The organism is Vibrio sp. 10N.222.55.C6, assembly GCF_041473395.1.
GTDB classification, from domain to species: domain Bacteria; phylum Pseudomonadota; class Gammaproteobacteria; order Enterobacterales; family Vibrionaceae; genus Vibrio; species Vibrio crassostreae_C.
This window is the reverse complement of sequence record NZ_JBFRSD010000021.1, coordinates 21,080-37,943: the sequence shown is the minus strand read 5'-3', so window position 1 is coordinate 37,943 and position 16,864 is coordinate 21,080. Positions and strand designations below refer to the sequence as shown.

13 protein-coding genes are annotated in these 16,864 nt (G+C 45.3%); all 13 read right to left on the bottom strand.

Annotated features, from left to right (window positions below):
- Nucleotides 1–11: 11 nt before the first annotated feature.
- A complete protein-coding gene (gene tilS / locus AB4486_RS14620) occupies nucleotides 12–1,346 on the bottom strand; it encodes a tRNA lysidine(34) synthetase TilS (RefSeq protein WP_017060730.1) in 1,335 nt (444 codons plus the stop codon).
- 124 nt (nucleotides 1,347–1,470) lie between these two features.
- Nucleotides 1,471–2,430: an acetyl-CoA carboxylase carboxyl transferase subunit alpha gene (gene accA, locus AB4486_RS14615; protein ID WP_017060731.1), complete on the bottom strand. Its 960-nt coding sequence runs from the start codon at nucleotides 2,428–2,430 to the stop codon at nucleotides 1,471–1,473.
- A 45-nt stretch (nucleotides 2,431–2,475) separates the two neighbouring features.
- Nucleotides 2,476–5,955, bottom strand: a complete 3,480-nt coding sequence (gene dnaE / locus AB4486_RS14610) for a DNA polymerase III subunit alpha (protein ID WP_372117518.1) — start codon at nucleotides 5,953–5,955, stop codon at nucleotides 2,476–2,478.
- A gap of 113 nt (nucleotides 5,956–6,068) precedes the next feature.
- Nucleotides 6,069–6,689, bottom strand: coding sequence for a ribonuclease HII (gene rnhB, locus AB4486_RS14605; RefSeq protein ID WP_372117515.1), 621 nt, complete (start codon nucleotides 6,687–6,689; stop codon nucleotides 6,069–6,071).
- A gap of 33 nt (nucleotides 6,690–6,722) precedes the next feature.
- Nucleotides 6,723–7,919, bottom strand: a complete 1,197-nt coding sequence (gene lpxB / locus AB4486_RS14600; protein ID WP_017066406.1) for a lipid-A-disaccharide synthase — start codon at nucleotides 7,917–7,919, stop codon at nucleotides 6,723–6,725.
- 129 nt (nucleotides 7,920–8,048) lie between these two features.
- Nucleotides 8,049–8,837: an acyl-ACP--UDP-N-acetylglucosamine O-acyltransferase gene (lpxA, locus tag AB4486_RS14595; RefSeq protein ID WP_017066405.1), complete on the bottom strand. Its 789-nt coding sequence runs from the start codon at nucleotides 8,835–8,837 to the stop codon at nucleotides 8,049–8,051.
- A gap of 1 nt (nucleotide 8,838) precedes the next feature.
- Nucleotides 8,839–9,291, bottom strand: coding sequence for a 3-hydroxyacyl-ACP dehydratase FabZ (gene fabZ / locus AB4486_RS14590; protein WP_009847408.1), 453 nt, complete (start codon nucleotides 9,289–9,291; stop codon nucleotides 8,839–8,841).
- A gap of 93 nt (nucleotides 9,292–9,384) precedes the next feature.
- Nucleotides 9,385–10,416 carry a UDP-3-O-(3-hydroxymyristoyl)glucosamine N-acyltransferase gene (gene lpxD, locus AB4486_RS14585; protein ID WP_017066404.1) on the bottom strand — a complete coding sequence of 344 codons (1,032 nt, stop codon included), beginning with the start codon at nucleotides 10,414–10,416 and terminating at the stop codon, nucleotides 9,385–9,387.
- Between the two features lie 5 nt (nucleotides 10,417–10,421).
- Nucleotides 10,422–10,922, bottom strand: a complete 501-nt coding sequence (locus tag AB4486_RS14580; protein ID WP_017063367.1) for an OmpH family outer membrane protein — start codon at nucleotides 10,920–10,922, stop codon at nucleotides 10,422–10,424.
- A 27-nt stretch (nucleotides 10,923–10,949) separates the two neighbouring features.
- Nucleotides 10,950–13,355 carry an outer membrane protein assembly factor BamA gene (gene bamA / locus AB4486_RS14575; RefSeq protein ID WP_017060735.1) on the bottom strand — a complete coding sequence of 802 codons (2,406 nt, stop codon included), beginning with the start codon at nucleotides 13,353–13,355 and terminating at the stop codon, nucleotides 10,950–10,952.
- A 48-nt stretch (nucleotides 13,356–13,403) separates the two neighbouring features.
- Nucleotides 13,404–14,762 carry a sigma E protease regulator RseP gene (rseP, locus tag AB4486_RS14570; protein ID WP_017060736.1) on the bottom strand — a complete coding sequence of 453 codons (1,359 nt, stop codon included), beginning with the start codon at nucleotides 14,760–14,762 and terminating at the stop codon, nucleotides 13,404–13,406.
- Entirely contained in the window at nucleotides 14,759–15,967 is a 1,209-nt protein-coding gene (gene ispC / locus AB4486_RS14565) for a 1-deoxy-D-xylulose-5-phosphate reductoisomerase (protein ID WP_017060737.1), read from the bottom strand. The genes rseP and ispC overlap by 4 nt, the downstream gene beginning before the upstream one ends.
- A gap of 51 nt (nucleotides 15,968–16,018) precedes the next feature.
- Nucleotides 16,019–16,861, bottom strand: a complete 843-nt coding sequence (locus tag AB4486_RS14560; protein WP_017060738.1) for a phosphatidate cytidylyltransferase — start codon at nucleotides 16,859–16,861, stop codon at nucleotides 16,019–16,021.
- Nucleotides 16,862–16,864: the final 3 nt, after the last annotated feature.

Here is a 16,864-nt window from a genome sequence, read left to right as displayed (position 1 = left end):
ATAAACTTTTTCTACTTGCTCCAAAGCGCTTCACAATCTTGACCTTCGTAGTTTTTATCTACGAATAAGCCTAAAACAGCGATCACTCGATCGCCATCCATTAATATCGGCGTTCTGCGTCTTAACCAACTGGGTACTTGGTACTCTTGAAACAACTTCTTAAGCTTCCTGCTATGACCGCGCCCAACAGGGTGTGCTGACAATCCCTCAGGGTTAAATATCACTCGCAGTGTTCCTCTCGTTGTGTTGAGACTAAAATGTTGCGCATCACAGTGGTTAGATACACCATCACTCGCCGCTGAAGTTAAGTGTAGTTCCCCTAAACCGTCAGGCAAAACTAAGCTCTCTTCCATCGAGATATCACTTTGCCAGTTCGACAAGTCTTTGGTCTCTTTTACGACATGGAGCTGATGATTAAAACGTCTAACCTCAACCTCATTCAACACCAGCTTAGGGTTGGCGTCTGCCTGAGCACATGCCACCTCATCCCATATAAGTTTGAGCTGCTTTTGGCTCGGCATCGGTTGATTACAGCGGCTCAGCCACATTCTTAATAAGCGTGCACGCAGTAAATCAGAGTACTGAGATAATACCTCAATACTTAAGCTGTGCTTCTCAGTCAAAGCTTGTTGTAAGTGAGATTCTAACAACTCATCCAACAGTAACTCTTGCTCTGCACATAGCTGAGCACTACGACTGACCGATTCTCGAAAACTAGGCCAACGCTCGGTCAGTGTCGGAGTGACTTGATGACGAATAAAATTACGGTCAAAGCGAACGTCTTGATTACTCTCATCTTCTACCCAAGTTAAAGCCATATCGCGCGCCGCCACTTCAATATCCGTTCTCGTCACCGACAGCAGTGGGCGAACGATATGAGCACCTGAAAATGGCATCACTTTCGCCATTGAAGAGAGCCCTTTCGGACCACTGCCACGCTTAAGAGCTAACAAGAAGGTCTCGACTTGGTCATCGATGTGCTGGCCTGTCACTAACACATCACCTTGTCTAATATGCTTTTTAAGGGCTTGGTATCGCGCGTCTCGAGCCAGCTTTTCAACGCTTTCTCCACGGCTAATATCTAGCGAGACTCGTTCAATGAACAAGGATACCGACAAAGCATCACACCATGTTTTGCACTGCTCTGCCCAATAATCAGCATTGTTGCTTAAGCCGTGGTGAACATGTACCGCACAGCAATCGATGTGATGGGACTTAGCGAATTGGGCAGCCAACTCCAACAACACTCGTGAATCGACACCACCACTGAAAGCGACGATCAACCGACAAGGCTTAAGCGCGCTTTGATCAAGTACAGATGTAAAGGTATCAATTAAGTGTGTCATGAGGCTAATAAACCAAGAGATCGTGTGTTAAGGGATAATGTTTTAATAATAAAAAAGGGTTGGCACTGAGTCCAACCCTTTCATCATTTGTTCGTATAGCTAGCCTTATCGCTAAGGCAAGTTATCAGCAGTAGCCGTAGCTCATTAGACGCTGGTAACGACGCTCAAGCAGCGTTTCGTTATCAAACTGCTCTAGCTCTTCTAGCTGTTTAACTAACATGTCTTTCATGTTTTGAGCGGTTTGTGCAGGGTCGCGGTGCGCGCCACCTAGAGGCTCAGGAATGATTTCGTCGATAAGCTCAAGCTCTTTAAGACGAGGAGCAATCAGGCCCATCGCTTCAGCTGCTTGTGGTGCTTTATCTGAATCGCGCCATAAGATTGAAGCACAACCTTCTGGAGAGATTACTGAGTACGTAGAGTACTGAAGCATGTTCACGTAGTCACCAACACCAATCGCTAGTGCACCACCAGAACCGCCTTCACCCACAACGTTACAGATAACAGGAACTGAAAGGCCAGCCATCACTTTTAGGTTTTTAGCGATAGCTTCAGATTGACCACGCTCTTCAGCACCAACACCTGGGTATGCGCCCGCTGTGTCGATGAAAGTAATAATAGGCATGTTGAAACGCTCAGCAGTTTCCATTAGACGTAGCGCCTTACGGTAACCTTCTGGCTTTGGCATACCAAAGTTACGGATCACTTTCTCTTTAGTCTCACGACCTTTCTGGTGACCAATAACCATAACAGGACGGCCATTTAGACGAGCCATACCACCCACAATAGCTTTGTCGTCAGCGTAAGCGCGATCGCCCGCCATCTCTTCAAACTCTGTGAATGCATGCTCCAGGTAATCTTTGGTGTAAGGACGTTGAGGGTGACGAGCAAGTTGAGCTACCTGCCATGCACCTAAGTCACTAAAGATTTTCTGTTTAAGCTCTAAGCTTTTTTTCTCTAGTTGTTCGATTTCTTTGTCTAGATCTACCGCTGTGTCACCACCGTGACGCGAAACGTCACGTAGCGCTTCGATTTTTGCTTCAAGTTCAGCGATAGGCTTTTCAAATTCTAGAAAGTTCAGGCTCATCTATGAATCCTTGTTGATTCAGCTCCGCATTCGCGAAGCTAAATTTTAGTTAAATTCGAGTTCTACTTGGCTATTTCCAAGCAGCTGTTTTAATTCGTCTAGTAATGTATCACTTGGCGTCACACGCCATTCTGTGCCCAATGTTAACCGCGCTCTAGCGTCGGCACGCTGGTAGTATACATTGACTGGGACCGTTCCGGCTCTATAAGGTTCTAAGATTTGACTAAAGCGTTCAAAAAATTGACCGTTAATTTGGGATTGGTCGATAGATATCGACACCCCACGAGCATATTTCTCACGGGCGCTTCCTAAGTCCATGACCTCGCGCGCGGACATTTTAAGCCCGCCATTGAAATCATCAAAGCTGACCTGTCCGGAAACGACCACAATTTTGTCTTTTTCGAGCAATTCTGCGTAGCGATCGAGCGCATCCGAGAACAACATCACTTCCATTCGGCCCGATCGGTCATCAAGTGTCATCAAACCAATTCGCGTGCCGCGCTTCGTCGTCATCACTCTCGCAGCAATCACCAAGCCTGCAATTGTTAGTGATTGGTCACGACGCGTTGGCGTGGCATCTTTCAAACGACAGCTAGTGTATTTCGCTAACTCTTTGATGTAAGCGTTAACCGGGTGACCCGTTAAATACAAACCAAGCGTTTCACGTTCACCTTCAAGCCAAACCCTCTCAGGCCATTTAGGCACTTGGGTATACTTGTGTTCAACCTCTTCCGGAGCGTCGGTCAACACGCCAAACATATCAGATTGACCAAAAGACTCGGCATGATGATGTTGACTCGCCGCCTTCACCGCATCTTTCAAAGATGCCATCATTGCCGCTCGGTGAGGACCTAATCTATCTAAGGCTCCGGATAGAATCAACTTTTCGATAACACGTTTGTTGACCTTCTTCAGATCAAGGCGTGCACAGAAGTCGAATAAGTCTTTAAAGTAACCGCCTTTATTTCGCGCTTCAATGATCGCTTCAATAGGGCCTTCACCGACCCCTTTGATCGCACCGATGCCATAAACAATCGCGCCATCTTCATCCACATTGAAACGGTATAAACCTGAGTTGATATCTGGTGGTAAAAGCTTGAGCTTCATACGGAAACATTCATCAACAAGGCCAATAACCTTCTCGGTGTTATCCATATCCGCTGTCATTACCGCAGCCATAAATTCCGCTGGGTAGTGCGTTTTCAGCCATAGCGTTTGATAAGAAACCAGTGCGTATGCGGCCGAGTGAGATTTGTTAAAGCCGTAGCCCGCAAATTTCTCTACCAAGTCAAAGATCTTCATGGCCAGTTCGCCATCAACACCATTGGCTTCAGCGCCCTCTTTAAAGGTACCACGCTGCTTTGCCATCTCTTCTGGCTTTTTCTTACCCATCGCACGACGCAACATATCCGCTCCACCAAGCGTATAGCCAGCAAGGATCTGTGCGATTTGCATTACCTGCTCTTGATACAGGATGATGCCGTACGTAGGTTCTAGCGTCTCTTTCAGCGATTCGTGTTGCCACGTTTCATCAGGGTAAGAAACCGCTTCACGGCCGTGTTTACGGTCGATAAAGTTATCTACCATGCCTGATTGCAGAGGACCCGGACGGAACAGGGCTACCAATGCGATAATATCTTCAAAACAGTCGGGCTGTAGACGTTTGATCAGGTCTTTCATACCACGCGATTCCAGCTGGAATACCGCGGTGGTTTCAGAATTTTGTAATAGGTTAAATGACGCTTGGTCATCAAGAGGAATCGACTCGATACGAACCGGCTCTTTGCCTTCTTTCTTCAGGCGAGGGTTTACAAGGCCTAACGCCCAATCGATGATGGTCAGAGTACGTAGACCCAAGAAGTCGAACTTAACCAAACCGGCGGTTTCAACGTCATTCTTATCGAATTGCGTTACTGGGAAGTTACCTTCTGCATCGGCATAGATTGGCGCAAAATCGGTGATCGTGGTGGGTGAGATAACAACACCGCCCGCGTGCTTACCGGCATTTCGCGTACAACCTTCAAGGATGCGACACTTATCGATCAGCTCACGAACTTCTTCATCGCCATCGTAAAGCTCTGGCAATGCAGGTTCAGCAAGGAATGCTTTCTCTAGAGTCATACCCGGATCTGGCGGTACAAGCTTTGAAATTCGATCGACGAAACCAAACGGGTGACCCAGTACACGGCCTACATCGCGGATTACCGCTTTTGCCGCCATGGTACCAAAGGTGATGATCTGAGAAACGGCATCACGACCGTACATTTCAGCCACGTGATCAATAACTTGGTCACGCTTATCCATACAGAAGTCGATATCGAAATCGGGCATGGATACACGTTCTGGGTTCAAGAAACGTTCGAAAAGTAGATCGTATTCAAGTGGATCGAGATCGGTGATATCCAAGGCGTAAGCGACTAGAGAGCCGGCACCAGAACCACGGCCAGGACCTACTGGCACATCGTTGTCTTTTGACCACTGGATGAACTCCATTACGATCAAGAAGTAACCTGGGAAACCCATGTTGTTAACAACTTCGAGCTCAATCTTGAGTCGCTCATCGTATTCAGGTCTGCGTTCAGCTCGAATTTTCTCATCAGGGAATAGAAACGCTAAACGACGCTCAAGGCCTTCTTCTGATTTTTTAATCAAGAAGTCTTCAATCGCCAAACCTTCCGTTGGGAAGTTAGGTAAGAAGTATTCGCCCAGTCGAACTGTTACGTTACAACGCTTAGCAATTTCGACACTGTTTTCCAGTGCTTCAGGGATGTCTGAGAACAACTCACACATCTCTTCTTCACTACGCAAGTATTGTTGTGAGCTATAGTTTTTCGGTCGACGTGGATCAACCATTGTAAAACCGTCGTGAATCGCCACACGAATTTCATGGGCATCAAACAAGTCTTCAGAAATGAAAACCACTTCGTTGGTCGCGACAACAGGCAGGTCTTCTTGTTCAGCAAGCTCTAGCGCAAAGTGCAGATAAGACTCTTCATCCGGGCGTCCGGTACGAATCAGTTCCAAGTAAAAACGATCGGCGAAGTACGTTTTGTAAAACTCGACGCTGCTTGCAACCAAGTCACGGTTACCTTTCAGCAACGCCTTACCAATCTCACCTTCTTTGGCGCCCGATAGAATGATCAGGCCTTCTGCATTCTCAATTAGCCACTCTTTATCAATAACAGGCTGATGTTGAACATGACCACGAAGGTAAGCTTTTGAGATGAGTAACGTTAGGTTGTTATAACCTTTATTGTTCGTTGCGATAACGGTGAGCTTGGTCAACTCGTCACCGAATTCTGGAGACTGCATCAAGAAGTCAGCACCAATAATAGGTTTAACCCCACACCCATGGGCAGTACCGTAAAACTTCACTAAACCACACAGGTTGGTAAAGTCGGTCAATGCTAGAGCAGGCATACCCATTTCAGCGACTTTTTTAACTAATGGTGGCACCTTGGATAGGCCATCCACCATCGAAAAGTCACTGTGTACGCGTAGGTGAACAAATTTTGGATCTGACATTATTTTTCCTGAGTTCTAGGTTTGAGCCTAGGATTACAACTGTGTGTATTCTATTTTTTTCTAATACAAGTTAGCAACTTTATTCGATGCTAAGCTCTAGTTAACGTAAAGCTCTAATCTATACCAAGAATACGTTTTACTGGCTTAAAGCTCTTGCGGTAATGCTCGGTTACACCATGTTTTTCAATCGCTTCGAAATGCGCTTTGGTCGGGTAACCTTTATGCTTAGCAAAACCAAACTCTGGATGAAGTTTATCAAGATCTTCCATCTCTTGGTCACGAACGACTTTTGCGATAATAGACGCCGCACTGATTTCAGCCACTCGCAAGTCCCCCTTCACAATCGCAAGACCATCCATCGGCAGTTCTGGGACTCGGTTTCCATCTATCAACGCCATATCAGGTTGAACGCTCAACCCCGCGATAGCTCGCTGCATAGCAACCATCGTCGCTTGCAGAATATTCAACTCATCAATTTCTTGTGGAGAACAACGACCGACAGACCACGCCAAAGCTTTCTCTTTGATTTCAGGAAGTAACGCAAGACGCTTTTTCTCAGACAATTTCTTTGAGTCGTTCAAGCCTTTGATTGGGTTGTTTGGATCAAGGATAACCGCAGCGGTCACCACGTCGCCAACCAAAGGGCCACGCCCTACTTCATCCACGCCAGCAAACAGCTGGTAACCTTGCGGGTATTCAAATGGAGGAAGCTCTTTTTTTTCTTTTACTGCCATAACTAATCTCTTAATGTTCTGTAAATAAGCGCTTTATGCTTCAACAAAAGGTCGGTCAATCAATTTCAATACTGCGTTAGCGGCTTGTTTGTCTGCGTCTTTGCGGATCCAGTGATGCATCTCGGTAAAGCGTTTGATCAAGGCACTGTTATCGGCTGATAGCATTTTATCGACAGACGGGAACAAAAAGTCTGGGTGGCACTCTTCAAGAATATGCTCTTTCACGATCTCTTCACCAGCCAAAATATTCGGCAGTGACACAAACTCAGTGATCGCCAACTTCTTAACAATGTAACCCGTCAGCTTATTTACTTTGTAACCAACCACCATAGGGCGTTTAAGCAACATACATTCAAGAGCCACGGTACCTGAAGCCAAGAGCACAGAATCAGCGGCGGTAATCACGTTGGTTGCCGTATCTTCGACTAACGTGAATTCAAGCTCAGGTGCGGTCGATTGCCAGATTTCAGTAAACTGCTTTTTACGCTGCTCGTTAACGAGCGCAACAACAAAATTGATATCCGGATACTTCTGCTTGATACGTTGGCAAGTTTCGATAAATGGCTGAGCAATCAAACCCATCTCACCACCACGACTACCCGGTAATACGGCTAACCACTGCTTGTCTTGATCAAGACCTAACAGCTCTCGAGCATCTTGTTTACTAGGCTCTAAAGGAATCGCGTCTGCCAACGTGTGACCAACAAACTCACAGGCAACGTTATATTTATCGTAGAACGCTTTTTCGAACGGCAAGAAAGCCAAGACTAAGTCGGTTGCTTTGTCGATTTTAAAGATACGCTTTGGACGCCAAGCCCACACTGAAGGGCTCACGTAATGCACCGTTTTGATACCAGCGTTCTTAAGGTCTAACTCAAGCCTTAGGTTGAAATCGGGCGCGTCGATACCGACAAAGACATCGGGTGGATTTTGAGTGAAATACTTAACCAGCTCTGCTTTTACTTTTAACAAGCGAGGTAAACGGCCAAGCACTTCAACTAAGCCCATAACGGCCAGCTCTTCCATCTCGAAAAGAGACTCACAACCTAGGGCTTTCATTTTCGGCCCGCCAATGCCAACGAACTCTGCATTCGGGTATTGTGATTTGATCGCTTTGATAAAGCCTTCACCAAGCGTATCGCCAGACAGTTCGCCGACAACAATGCCTACGCGCAATGGTTCATTCGAAACGAAGTCCGAGCTATTGGTTGCTGCTTCTTGCTGTGCCATAGTTTTTCAATTCCCTTGTTGCCTAAAACAAAAAAGACCGCCTAACGAGTAGCGATCTTTTTGTTATACCATTCTGATGAAGTAGTTATTGCCATACTCACATTGATTGGTACATAACCATATCGAGTATTAACGAATAATACCGCGCTCAGAGTTCTCTAGCATTTCAAGCATAGGCGCTACCGAAGTAAACTCTTTTGCCATTTCAACTAAAGCCACTTTCGCTTCTTCAAGTGTTTTACCTGAACGGTATAACTCTTTGTACGCCTTCTGTAGTGCACGAATTTCAGGTTTTTCAAATCCGTTACGCTTCAAACCTACTAGATTAAGACCGAATGGAGCCGCGTGGTTACCCTGTGCAAGCACGTACGGCAGTACATCTTGAACAACTGCAGAACAACCACCAATGTATGCGTAAGCACCAATTGAGCAGAATGGGTGAATCGCAGAAAGTGCCATAACACCAGCGTAGTCGCCAACCGTTACATGACCGCCAAGAATAGCGTTGTTACCAATGTGAGTGTGGTTACCAACAATAACATCGTGCGCTACGTGAGCATTAACACAAAGTAAGTTGTCATCACCAATCACTGTGGTTGCTTTGTCTTGAACCGTACCACGATGGATTTGAACCGCTTCACGAATTACGTTGCGATCACCGATCACAACTGTTGTGTCTTCGCCGCCGTATTTCTTATCTTGGTTTTCTTCACCGATAACAGCGTGTGGGAAGATACGGTTTTCTTTACCAATGGTTGTGTGACCTTTGATCACAACGTGCGACATCACTTCAGTGTCGTCTCCAATGGTCACGTTACCAGCAATGTAAGTGAAAGGCCCAACCGTCACGTTAGCACCGATAGTTACATCACCTTCGATTACTGCTGCCGGGTGAATTTTCGCTGTTTCATGAATCATATTAAAACTCTCTACGAGCACATTTAAGTTCAGCTGAACATACAACTACGCCGTCAACCTTAGCAACACCATTAAACGATGCGATGCCACGACGTTCTTTTAAGAATTCAACTTCGATAACCAGTTGGTCACCAGGTACTACTGGCTTACGGAATTTTGCTTTATCAACACTTGCAAAGTAGTAAAGCTCGTTGCCAGAAGGCGCACCGAAAGATTTGAATGCTAGAAGGCCTGTTGCTTGTGCCATTGCTTCTAAGATCAACACGCCTGGGAATACAGGAAGCTGAGGGAAGTGGCCTGTGAACTGAGGTTCGTTAACAGAAACATTCTTAATTGCGGTCAGTGTTTTTTCTTTTTCAAAGCTAGTCACACGATCAACCATTAAGAATGGGTAGCGATGAGGTAGTAGTTCCTGAATTTCAGTAATGTTCATCGTTGTCTGTTCAGTAGTCAAAGTCGTATTCCTATGTATATTCTTTATTTAATTAGAAGGATTATAAACGAAAAAGACTCGCTGTACGCGAGCCTTTTATTAGAAATGCTGGAATTATGATTCCGCGCTCTTCTCAATAAGTTTTTCAACGGTTTTCAAACGCTTGTTCATTTCATCAATACGATGAACTCGCGTCGCTGTTTTACGCCAGTCTTTATTTGGCTGTAAAGGAATACCCGAAGAGTACATGCCTTTCTCAGTGATGCTGCGCATTACCATCCCCATACCGGTGATTGTAACGCCGTCAACGATTTCAATGTGACCATTAATCACACAACCACCACCAATAATACAGTACTTACCTATCGTCGTGCTGCCTGCAATGATAGTACCACCAGCAAGAGCTGAACCATATCCGATGTGAACATTGTGAGCAATCTGGAGTTGGTTATCTAGGATAACGTTGTCTTCGATGATTGTGTCATCTAATGCGCCGCGGTCGATGGTAGTACACGCGCCAATTTCTACGCGGTTACCAATGCGAACAGAGCCGACTTGCGGGATCTTAACCCATTCGCCTTTCTCGTTCGCATAACCAAAGCCATCAGAGCCAATAACAGTACTTGATTGGATCAGACATGCTTCACCAATCACAACTTCATGGTAAACACTTACGTTAGCCCACAGCTTAGTGCCTGCGCCAATTTTTGCATTTTTACCAATAAAGCAACCAGCACCGATGATCACATCATCACTAAGTACTACACCAGACTCAATCACAGCGTTCGCACCAATAGACACATTTTGTCCAATAGTTGCATCGCTAGAGATTGAAGCAGAATCAGCAATAGCCGCTGCGGGTGCAGGAGTAGTATCAAGCGCTTGAGCAACCTTAGCAAAAGCAACGTAAGGGTCACTAACCACAATAACGTTGGTCTTACACAATTCGCGCTCACTCTCTTTAACCATAATAGCGGACGCTTTACAGTCACCTAGGTGCTTGCTGTACTTCACGTTAGAAAGGAACGTAATGTTACCTTCTTGCGCTTTATCCATAGGAGCGACTGCTGAGACGGTAATCGTACCGTCTCCGTGTAGCTCTCCCCCAGTAATCGTTGCCAATTCGGCTAAAGTCAGGTTCTTCATAAAACTTATTTCAGTGATTTAATTACTTGCTCAGAGATGTTGTATTCAGGCTTACCGTATTGTAGAGCTTGAATATCAACGATCATGTCGTAGCCTTCTTTCTCTGCAACTTTAGTTACAGCATCTTGAATCACTTTGAACAGCTTCTGCTTCTCTTGTGCTTCACGACGTTGACTTGCTTTTTCTAATGCTTGAGCTTTGATTTTGTACTTGCTGTCTAGTTGGCCAACTTCGATACGAAGCTTCTCAACTTCTTCAGGACCTAGTAGCTCGCCATCACGCTTAAGCTTTTCAATCTTGGTTTTCGCTTCAGCTTGAATGCTCTGTAGCTCAGCCGCTTTATCTTTGAACTCTTCCTGCATTTTTTGAAGAACAACTTCACGCTGAGGTAGAGCCTGGAATACTTGTGCAGTGTTTACATAACCCACTTTTTGCGCAGCTTCAGCAGCTGTTGCAAAGAAAGAAGAGCTAAGAACTACAAGGCCTAAACCTGCTGCTTTAATCATATTTTTCAAAATATTGTCCTTTAAATATTAGAAAGTTCTACCAATGGTAAATGTGAAGAACTCTTCATCATCACCTTCGTAAACTTTAATTGGTTTCGCTAGAGAGAAAACCAGTGGGCCCATTGGTGACATCCATTGAAGAGCGGCACCATAAGATGAACGGTAATTTGTTGGGTCAGAGTAATCGTAGTAGTACTGGCTGCCACTATTTGGTGCGCCGCGGTCTACGAACTCTGTGTCCCATACACTTGCCATGTCGAAGAAAACACTGGTTCGAATCTGGCTGCGCGCTTCATCAGAAGCAAACGGCGTTGGTACAATTAACTCTAAGCTTGCTAAGGCAACCGCGTTACCACCCACTGAATCATCAGTAGCGGTATCATAGGTTGGGTTGTTACCTGTGCTGCTTCCGTAAACGGCTTTCGGGCCAGCTGAGTTAGAACCAAAGCCACGTAGGGTTGTAAAACCACCTGCGTAGTAGTTCTCGTAGAATGGGAACAAGTTATCGTTACCATCTGTTTGACCATAACCATTACCATAGCCTAATCGGCCACGCATCAATAGTGTGAACTCATGCTTTTTGGTCAGCGGGATGTAATGTTTTACATCGTACTGCATTTTGAAGTACTGAGCATCAGAGCCTGGTACCGTCATTTTAGCGAAAGCACGTTGGTGGTTACCCTCAGTTGGGAAGAAACCACGGTTCAAATTGTTACGCGTCCATGAAATATTGATATCGAAGTCATCGGTTAAGATGTGCTCGTCACCGTATTGGTCGATACTTCTCGCGAACTGTTCAACTTGGATATAAGTCGGTACGTTACCGATCTTGTTGTGCGTATAGCCCACACCAAACTCGATACGGTTCAGCTCATCCATAGGGAAACCCCATGTTAGGCTGGTACCGTAACTTTGGTTGGTATAGTCGACGATGCCCGCTTCAGAGGCTTCAAATTCGTTGTAGAAGATCTTACCGCCTAAGCTCACACCATCAAGGTTCCAGTATGGGTCACGGTAGTCTAAGCTCACGTTCTTTTGGTAATCATTCATCATGGCACTTACGCCAACACGGTTACCTGAACCTGCAAAGTTATCTTGTTGCAAACCAACTTGGAAACTAACACCTGATTCAGTACCGTAGCCAACACCAAAGTTGATACTGCCTGAGTTCGCTTCCTTAACGTTGTAAACCAAATCAACTTGGTCTTCACTGCCAGGAACACGCACTGTTTGTACATCAACCGTTTCAAAGAAACCTAAACGGTTAAGACGGCTCTTACCGGTATCAATGGACTTAGAGTTAAGCCAGCTGCCTTCCATTTGACGCATTTCACGACGCAGTACTTCGTCTTTCGTTGAGTTGTTACCCGTGAATCGAATATCACGAACATAGATACGGCTGCCCGCTTCTACATTGATAACCAACGACACTTCTTTGGTCTCATCGTCAAATTCAGGAATCGTGCGAACTTGTGGGTACGCGTAGCCAGATTCACCAAGAATTCGTTTTACGTTCTCTTCCAAAGACGTTACCGAAGAACCGTTGTACGTATCGCCGTCTTCGAATGGCACTAACGCTTCGAAGTCAGCCTCACGACCGATTAATTCACCACGGAAAGAGACATCTTTAACGGTGTAGGCTTCGCCTTCATCGAGGCCAAGCGTGATGTAAACACCTTTTTTGTCTGGAGAGATCGCCACCTGCGTAGAGTCAACCTTAAACTTAAGGTAACCACGGTCAAGGTAGTAAGATTTCAGCGCTTCGATATCACCGGCTAATACTTGCTTTTGGTATTTTTCATCCGCAAGGAAATTCCACCATGCAACATCAACATTCAGATTGAAACGACTAAGCAGTTCAGAGTCAGAGAAGACTTCATTACCGATAAAGTTGATTTGCTGAATCTTAGCGGATACGCCCTCAGTAAACACAAACTTAAGGTCAGAACGGTTACGTGGCAGAGGTGTCACAACCGCTTTTACTGTCGCGTTGTACTTACCAACACTGTAGTAAAAATCTTCAAGGCCTTTTTCAATGTTACTCAGCGTAGTACGGTCAAGGGCTTCACCTTCACGAACACCAGACGCATCTAGGTTCTGCTGAAGCTGTTCTTCTTTAATTGCTTTATTACCAGAGAATGAGATGCTTGCGATGGTCGGTCGTTCTTGAACTTGAACAATCAATACACCTTCATCACGAAGTACTTTAACGTCCTCAAAGTTGCCCGAAGCATACAATGCACGAATGATCTCAGACACATCGCTTTCATCCACTTCATCGCCAATACGTACTGGCATTTTCAGTAGAGCTGCACCAAGTGCAACACGCTGTAAACCTTCGATCTTGATATCTTGAACTACAAAGTTTTGTGCTCCGTTCGCAGCCACACTAGTGGCCAATAGACTTGCGAACAGAATTTGCTTAATCGCCATACTTATTCTAATTATTCCTTGCTACTACCAATGCCTGTGAGAAACCATTCACAGACGAGTAAAATCGTTAAATATTGCCAGAGCCATCAATGAGAAGAGGATTGCCCCTCCCACTCTGTATCCCATTTCCTGAACTTTCTCAGGTACCGGTTTACGAGTAACGGCCTCAATAGCGAAAAACAGCAAATGTCCGCCATCAAGCATAGGCAGCGGAACCAAATTAATAATCCCTAAGTTAACACTAATCAGAGCCAAAAAGCCCAAGAAGTAAACCAGACCATAATCGGCGGTTGTACCTGCACCTTTAGCGATTGAAATAGGGCCACTCAAGTTGTTTAAGCCAACATCACCAACGATGAGCTTCTTAAGCATTGTCAGTGTCAATCCAATGATTTGACCTGTTTTATCAAATGCTTTTCCTACAGACTCAATTACACCAAATTGTAACTCAAAGCGATAATCTTCTGGCCATTCTGCGACTTCCGGAGCAATACCTGCATAGCCGATTGTCGAACCATCAGAAAGCTCTCGACTTTTTGGTGTCATAACCAATGACTGCTCGGCACCATTTCGCAATACGACCAAGTCCAATGATGTCATTGGATTAGCACGAATTAACTCAACAACCGACTGCCACTGTTCAATAGGTTGCCCGTTAATCTCAACAATTTTATCGCCAGCTTCAAGACCTGCATCGTATGCAGCGCCATCATCAATGATTTGAGCCAGTACGGTCGATATCTCTGGAGAATACGGTCTAAAGCCCAGCGTTGTCATTGCAGATTCAGTTTCTGGGTTGAACGACCAGTCTGAAATATCCAATGTCATTTGTTGCTCAAAGCCGATGTCGTCTTGAGAAGCAACCGTCACTGTCATGGATTGATCACCAATGTGCGATATCAACCCCATATTGACTGATTCCCAATCTGCGGTTTTGATTCCTGAAATAGATTTAAGTTCCATTCCAGTTTCAATTCCGGCTTGTGCAGCAATAGATTGTGGAGTGACTTCACCAATCACGGGCTTAACCGCGGGTACGCCAATCAAAAATACTAACCAATACGCGAACACCGCAAAGATAAAGTTGAATGCAGGGCCTGCACCCACAATCGCCGTTCGTTTCCAAAGCGGCTTCTTGTCGAAAGCGTATTGCTGTTGATCTTCAGAAAGATCGTCAACACGACCATCGAGCATCTTAACGTAGCCGCCCAGTGGAATCACTGACAAGCTGTATTCAGTGCCATCACGGCCCACTTTACTCCAGATTGATTTACCAAAACCAATCGAGAATTTTTCAACTTTCACACCACAACGACGAGCGACCCAGAAGTGTCCAAACTCATGAACAGCAACCAGAATGCCAAGCGCTACGATAAAAGATGCGAAGTTCCACAGAATTCCACTCATGCTAGCTGCTCTTTAATAAATTGAATGGCTATTTGACGAGACATATTATCGAGCTCGAGAAGGCTTTCCAAGCTATCTAAACCCTCAGAGTTATGTTGTTCACATACTTTGCTCATAACGTGTTCGTTAATGACAGCAATATCGGTAAACTTCACCTGATTGTTCAAGAAAGCATCGACCGCGATCTCGTTTGCTGCATTAATGGCTGTTGTCGCATGCTGACCTAAGTAGCACGCTTCAATCGCTAACCTCAAACACGGGTAACGACTGAAATCTGGTTCTAAGAAGGTAAGCTCACCCACTTTAGTAAAGTCTAAAGGCTTAACACCCGCCTCGGTACGATTAGGGTAAGACATCGTCAAAGCGATTGGCGTTGCCATATCTGGTTCGCCCATTTGAGCAAGCACAGAGCCATCCTTGTACTGAACCATCGAGTGAATCACAGACTGCGGGTGAATGATGACCTTTAACTGCTCCTGAGAAGCATTAAATAGCCATTTCGCTTCAATGTACTCTAGCCCTTTATTCATCATAGTCGCAGAATCGACAGAGATCTTAGGCCCCATAGACCAGTTAGGGTGTGCAATTGCGCGTTCAGGAGTCACTGATTCGAGTTCAGCCACATCGGTATAACGGAAAGGACCACCAGAACCAGTCAGAAGAATATGGTTAATGCCGTTTTCTTCAAGGTTACAGCGGCCTAGGTTAGTTTGTACGTTCTGCGGAAGGCATTGGAAAATAGCATTATGCTCGCTATCGACAGGAAGCAGCTCTGCACCGTATTTTTCCACGGCGTCGATAAACAACTGCCCAGACATCACCAAAGCTTCTTTGTTTGCAAGCAAGATACGCTTGCCCGCTTTAACCGCAGACATAGTAGGAAGTAAACCAGCGGCACCAACAATCGCGGCCATTACCGTGTCCACTTCCTCTAGAGAAGCAACCTGACACATGCCTTCAGTGCCTGAAAGTACTTTTACGTTAGGGTAACTCACGGACAACACTTCAGTCAGTTGAGACGCTGCATCAGAGCAAGCCATAGCAACATAGCTTGGTTGCCACTTTTCAACTAACGCCAGCATCTTTTCAACATTCGAGCCTGCAGCCAGTGCAACCACTGAATAGAGATCTGGGTTTTGCTCAACGACTTTTAGTGTACTTGCACCAATTGAGCCGGTAGCGCCAAGGATAGTTAGATTTCGCATCACATATGACCGTAGAAATGTAATAAAGGGCAGAATCACTGCCCTTTTTTATTAGAATGCTAAATAAAGCAGAGCAAAGACAGGGAATGCAGCCGTTAAGCTATCTATTCTATCTAGTATACCACCATGACCAGGAATCAGATTACTGCTGTCTTTCACCCCAGAAACACGCTTAAACATGCTTTCAACAAGGTCACCTAGAACAGAAATAACAACGGTCACAAGGGTAATAACAATCATGTGAAGTGGGCTTGTGAATTGGATGTCAAACAAGTCAGCAAAGATCCAAGCCACGATCACCGCAGTAATAATGCCACCGATAAGACCTTCAATCGTCTTATTAGGGCTTACCGCTGGTGCCATTTTACGCTTACCAAAACTCTTTCCTGAAAAGTATGCGCCGCTATCTGCAGCCCAAACAAGCAAGCAAACAAACATCACCAGTTTAGCACCGTGGTAAGGATCAGCATCGATACCGTTAGCACGCAGGATAACCACACTCCAGAAGAATGGCAGCAGAGTCAGCACACCAAAGGCGTGACGAAGAAGAGAAGAGTCTTTCCATGCAGGCATAGACTTAGGATAAGTCACCGCCATGCCACTCGCGATTACCCACCAAATCGAGCCAATCGTTAGAATGGCGTAGTGAGCAGTAGACAAGTTATTAAGGCTAAATGCATCAAAAGGGATAAAAGAAAAACTTGCAGCACTAACCACAACCGTTGGAATCAACGCTAAATAACGCGATTTGCTTTCCACAAACTGAGTCCACTCCCAAAAACCCAATAGCGAGATTACCGCTAGTGAAAGAATAAATGTAGGAAGTGATAACTCGAAAATACCTAGAATAACTAGGGGAGCTAAAATCAACGCCGTAATAATTCGTTGTTTCAAACC

Excerpts from the sequence above, each read along its gene's own strand:
- lpxA (WP_017066405.1), bottom strand. The coding sequence starts at position 8,837 with ATGATTCATGAAACAGCGAAAATTCACCCGGCAGCAGTAATCGAAGGT.
- AB4486_RS14580 (WP_017063367.1), bottom strand. The coding sequence starts at position 10,922 with ATGATTAAAGCAGCAGGTTTAGGCCTTGTAGTTCTTAGCTCTTCTTTC.
- rnhB (WP_372117515.1), bottom strand. The coding sequence starts at position 6,689 with ATGGCAGTAAAAGAAAAAAAAGAGCTTCCTCCATTTGAATACCCGCAA.
- dnaE (WP_372117518.1), bottom strand. The coding sequence starts at position 5,955 with ATGTCAGATCCAAAATTTGTTCACCTACGCGTACACAGTGACTTTTCG.
- accA (WP_017060731.1), bottom strand. The coding sequence starts at position 2,430 with ATGAGCCTGAACTTTCTAGAATTTGAAAAGCCTATCGCTGAACTTGAA.
- lpxB (WP_017066406.1), bottom strand. The coding sequence starts at position 7,919 with ATGGCACAGCAAGAAGCAGCAACCAATAGCTCGGACTTCGTTTCGAAT.
- ispC (WP_017060737.1), bottom strand. The coding sequence starts at position 15,967 with ATGCGAAATCTAACTATCCTTGGCGCTACCGGCTCAATTGGTGCAAGT.
- bamA (WP_017060735.1), bottom strand. The coding sequence starts at position 13,355 with ATGGCGATTAAGCAAATTCTGTTCGCAAGTCTATTGGCCACTAGTGTG.
- rseP (WP_017060736.1), bottom strand. The coding sequence starts at position 14,762 with ATGAGTGGAATTCTGTGGAACTTCGCATCTTTTATCGTAGCGCTTGGC.
- tilS (WP_017060730.1), bottom strand. The coding sequence starts at position 1,346 with ATGACACACTTAATTGATACCTTTACATCTGTACTTGATCAAAGCGCG.
- lpxD (WP_017066404.1), bottom strand. The coding sequence starts at position 10,416 with ATGAAGAACCTGACTTTAGCCGAATTGGCAACGATTACTGGGGGAGAG.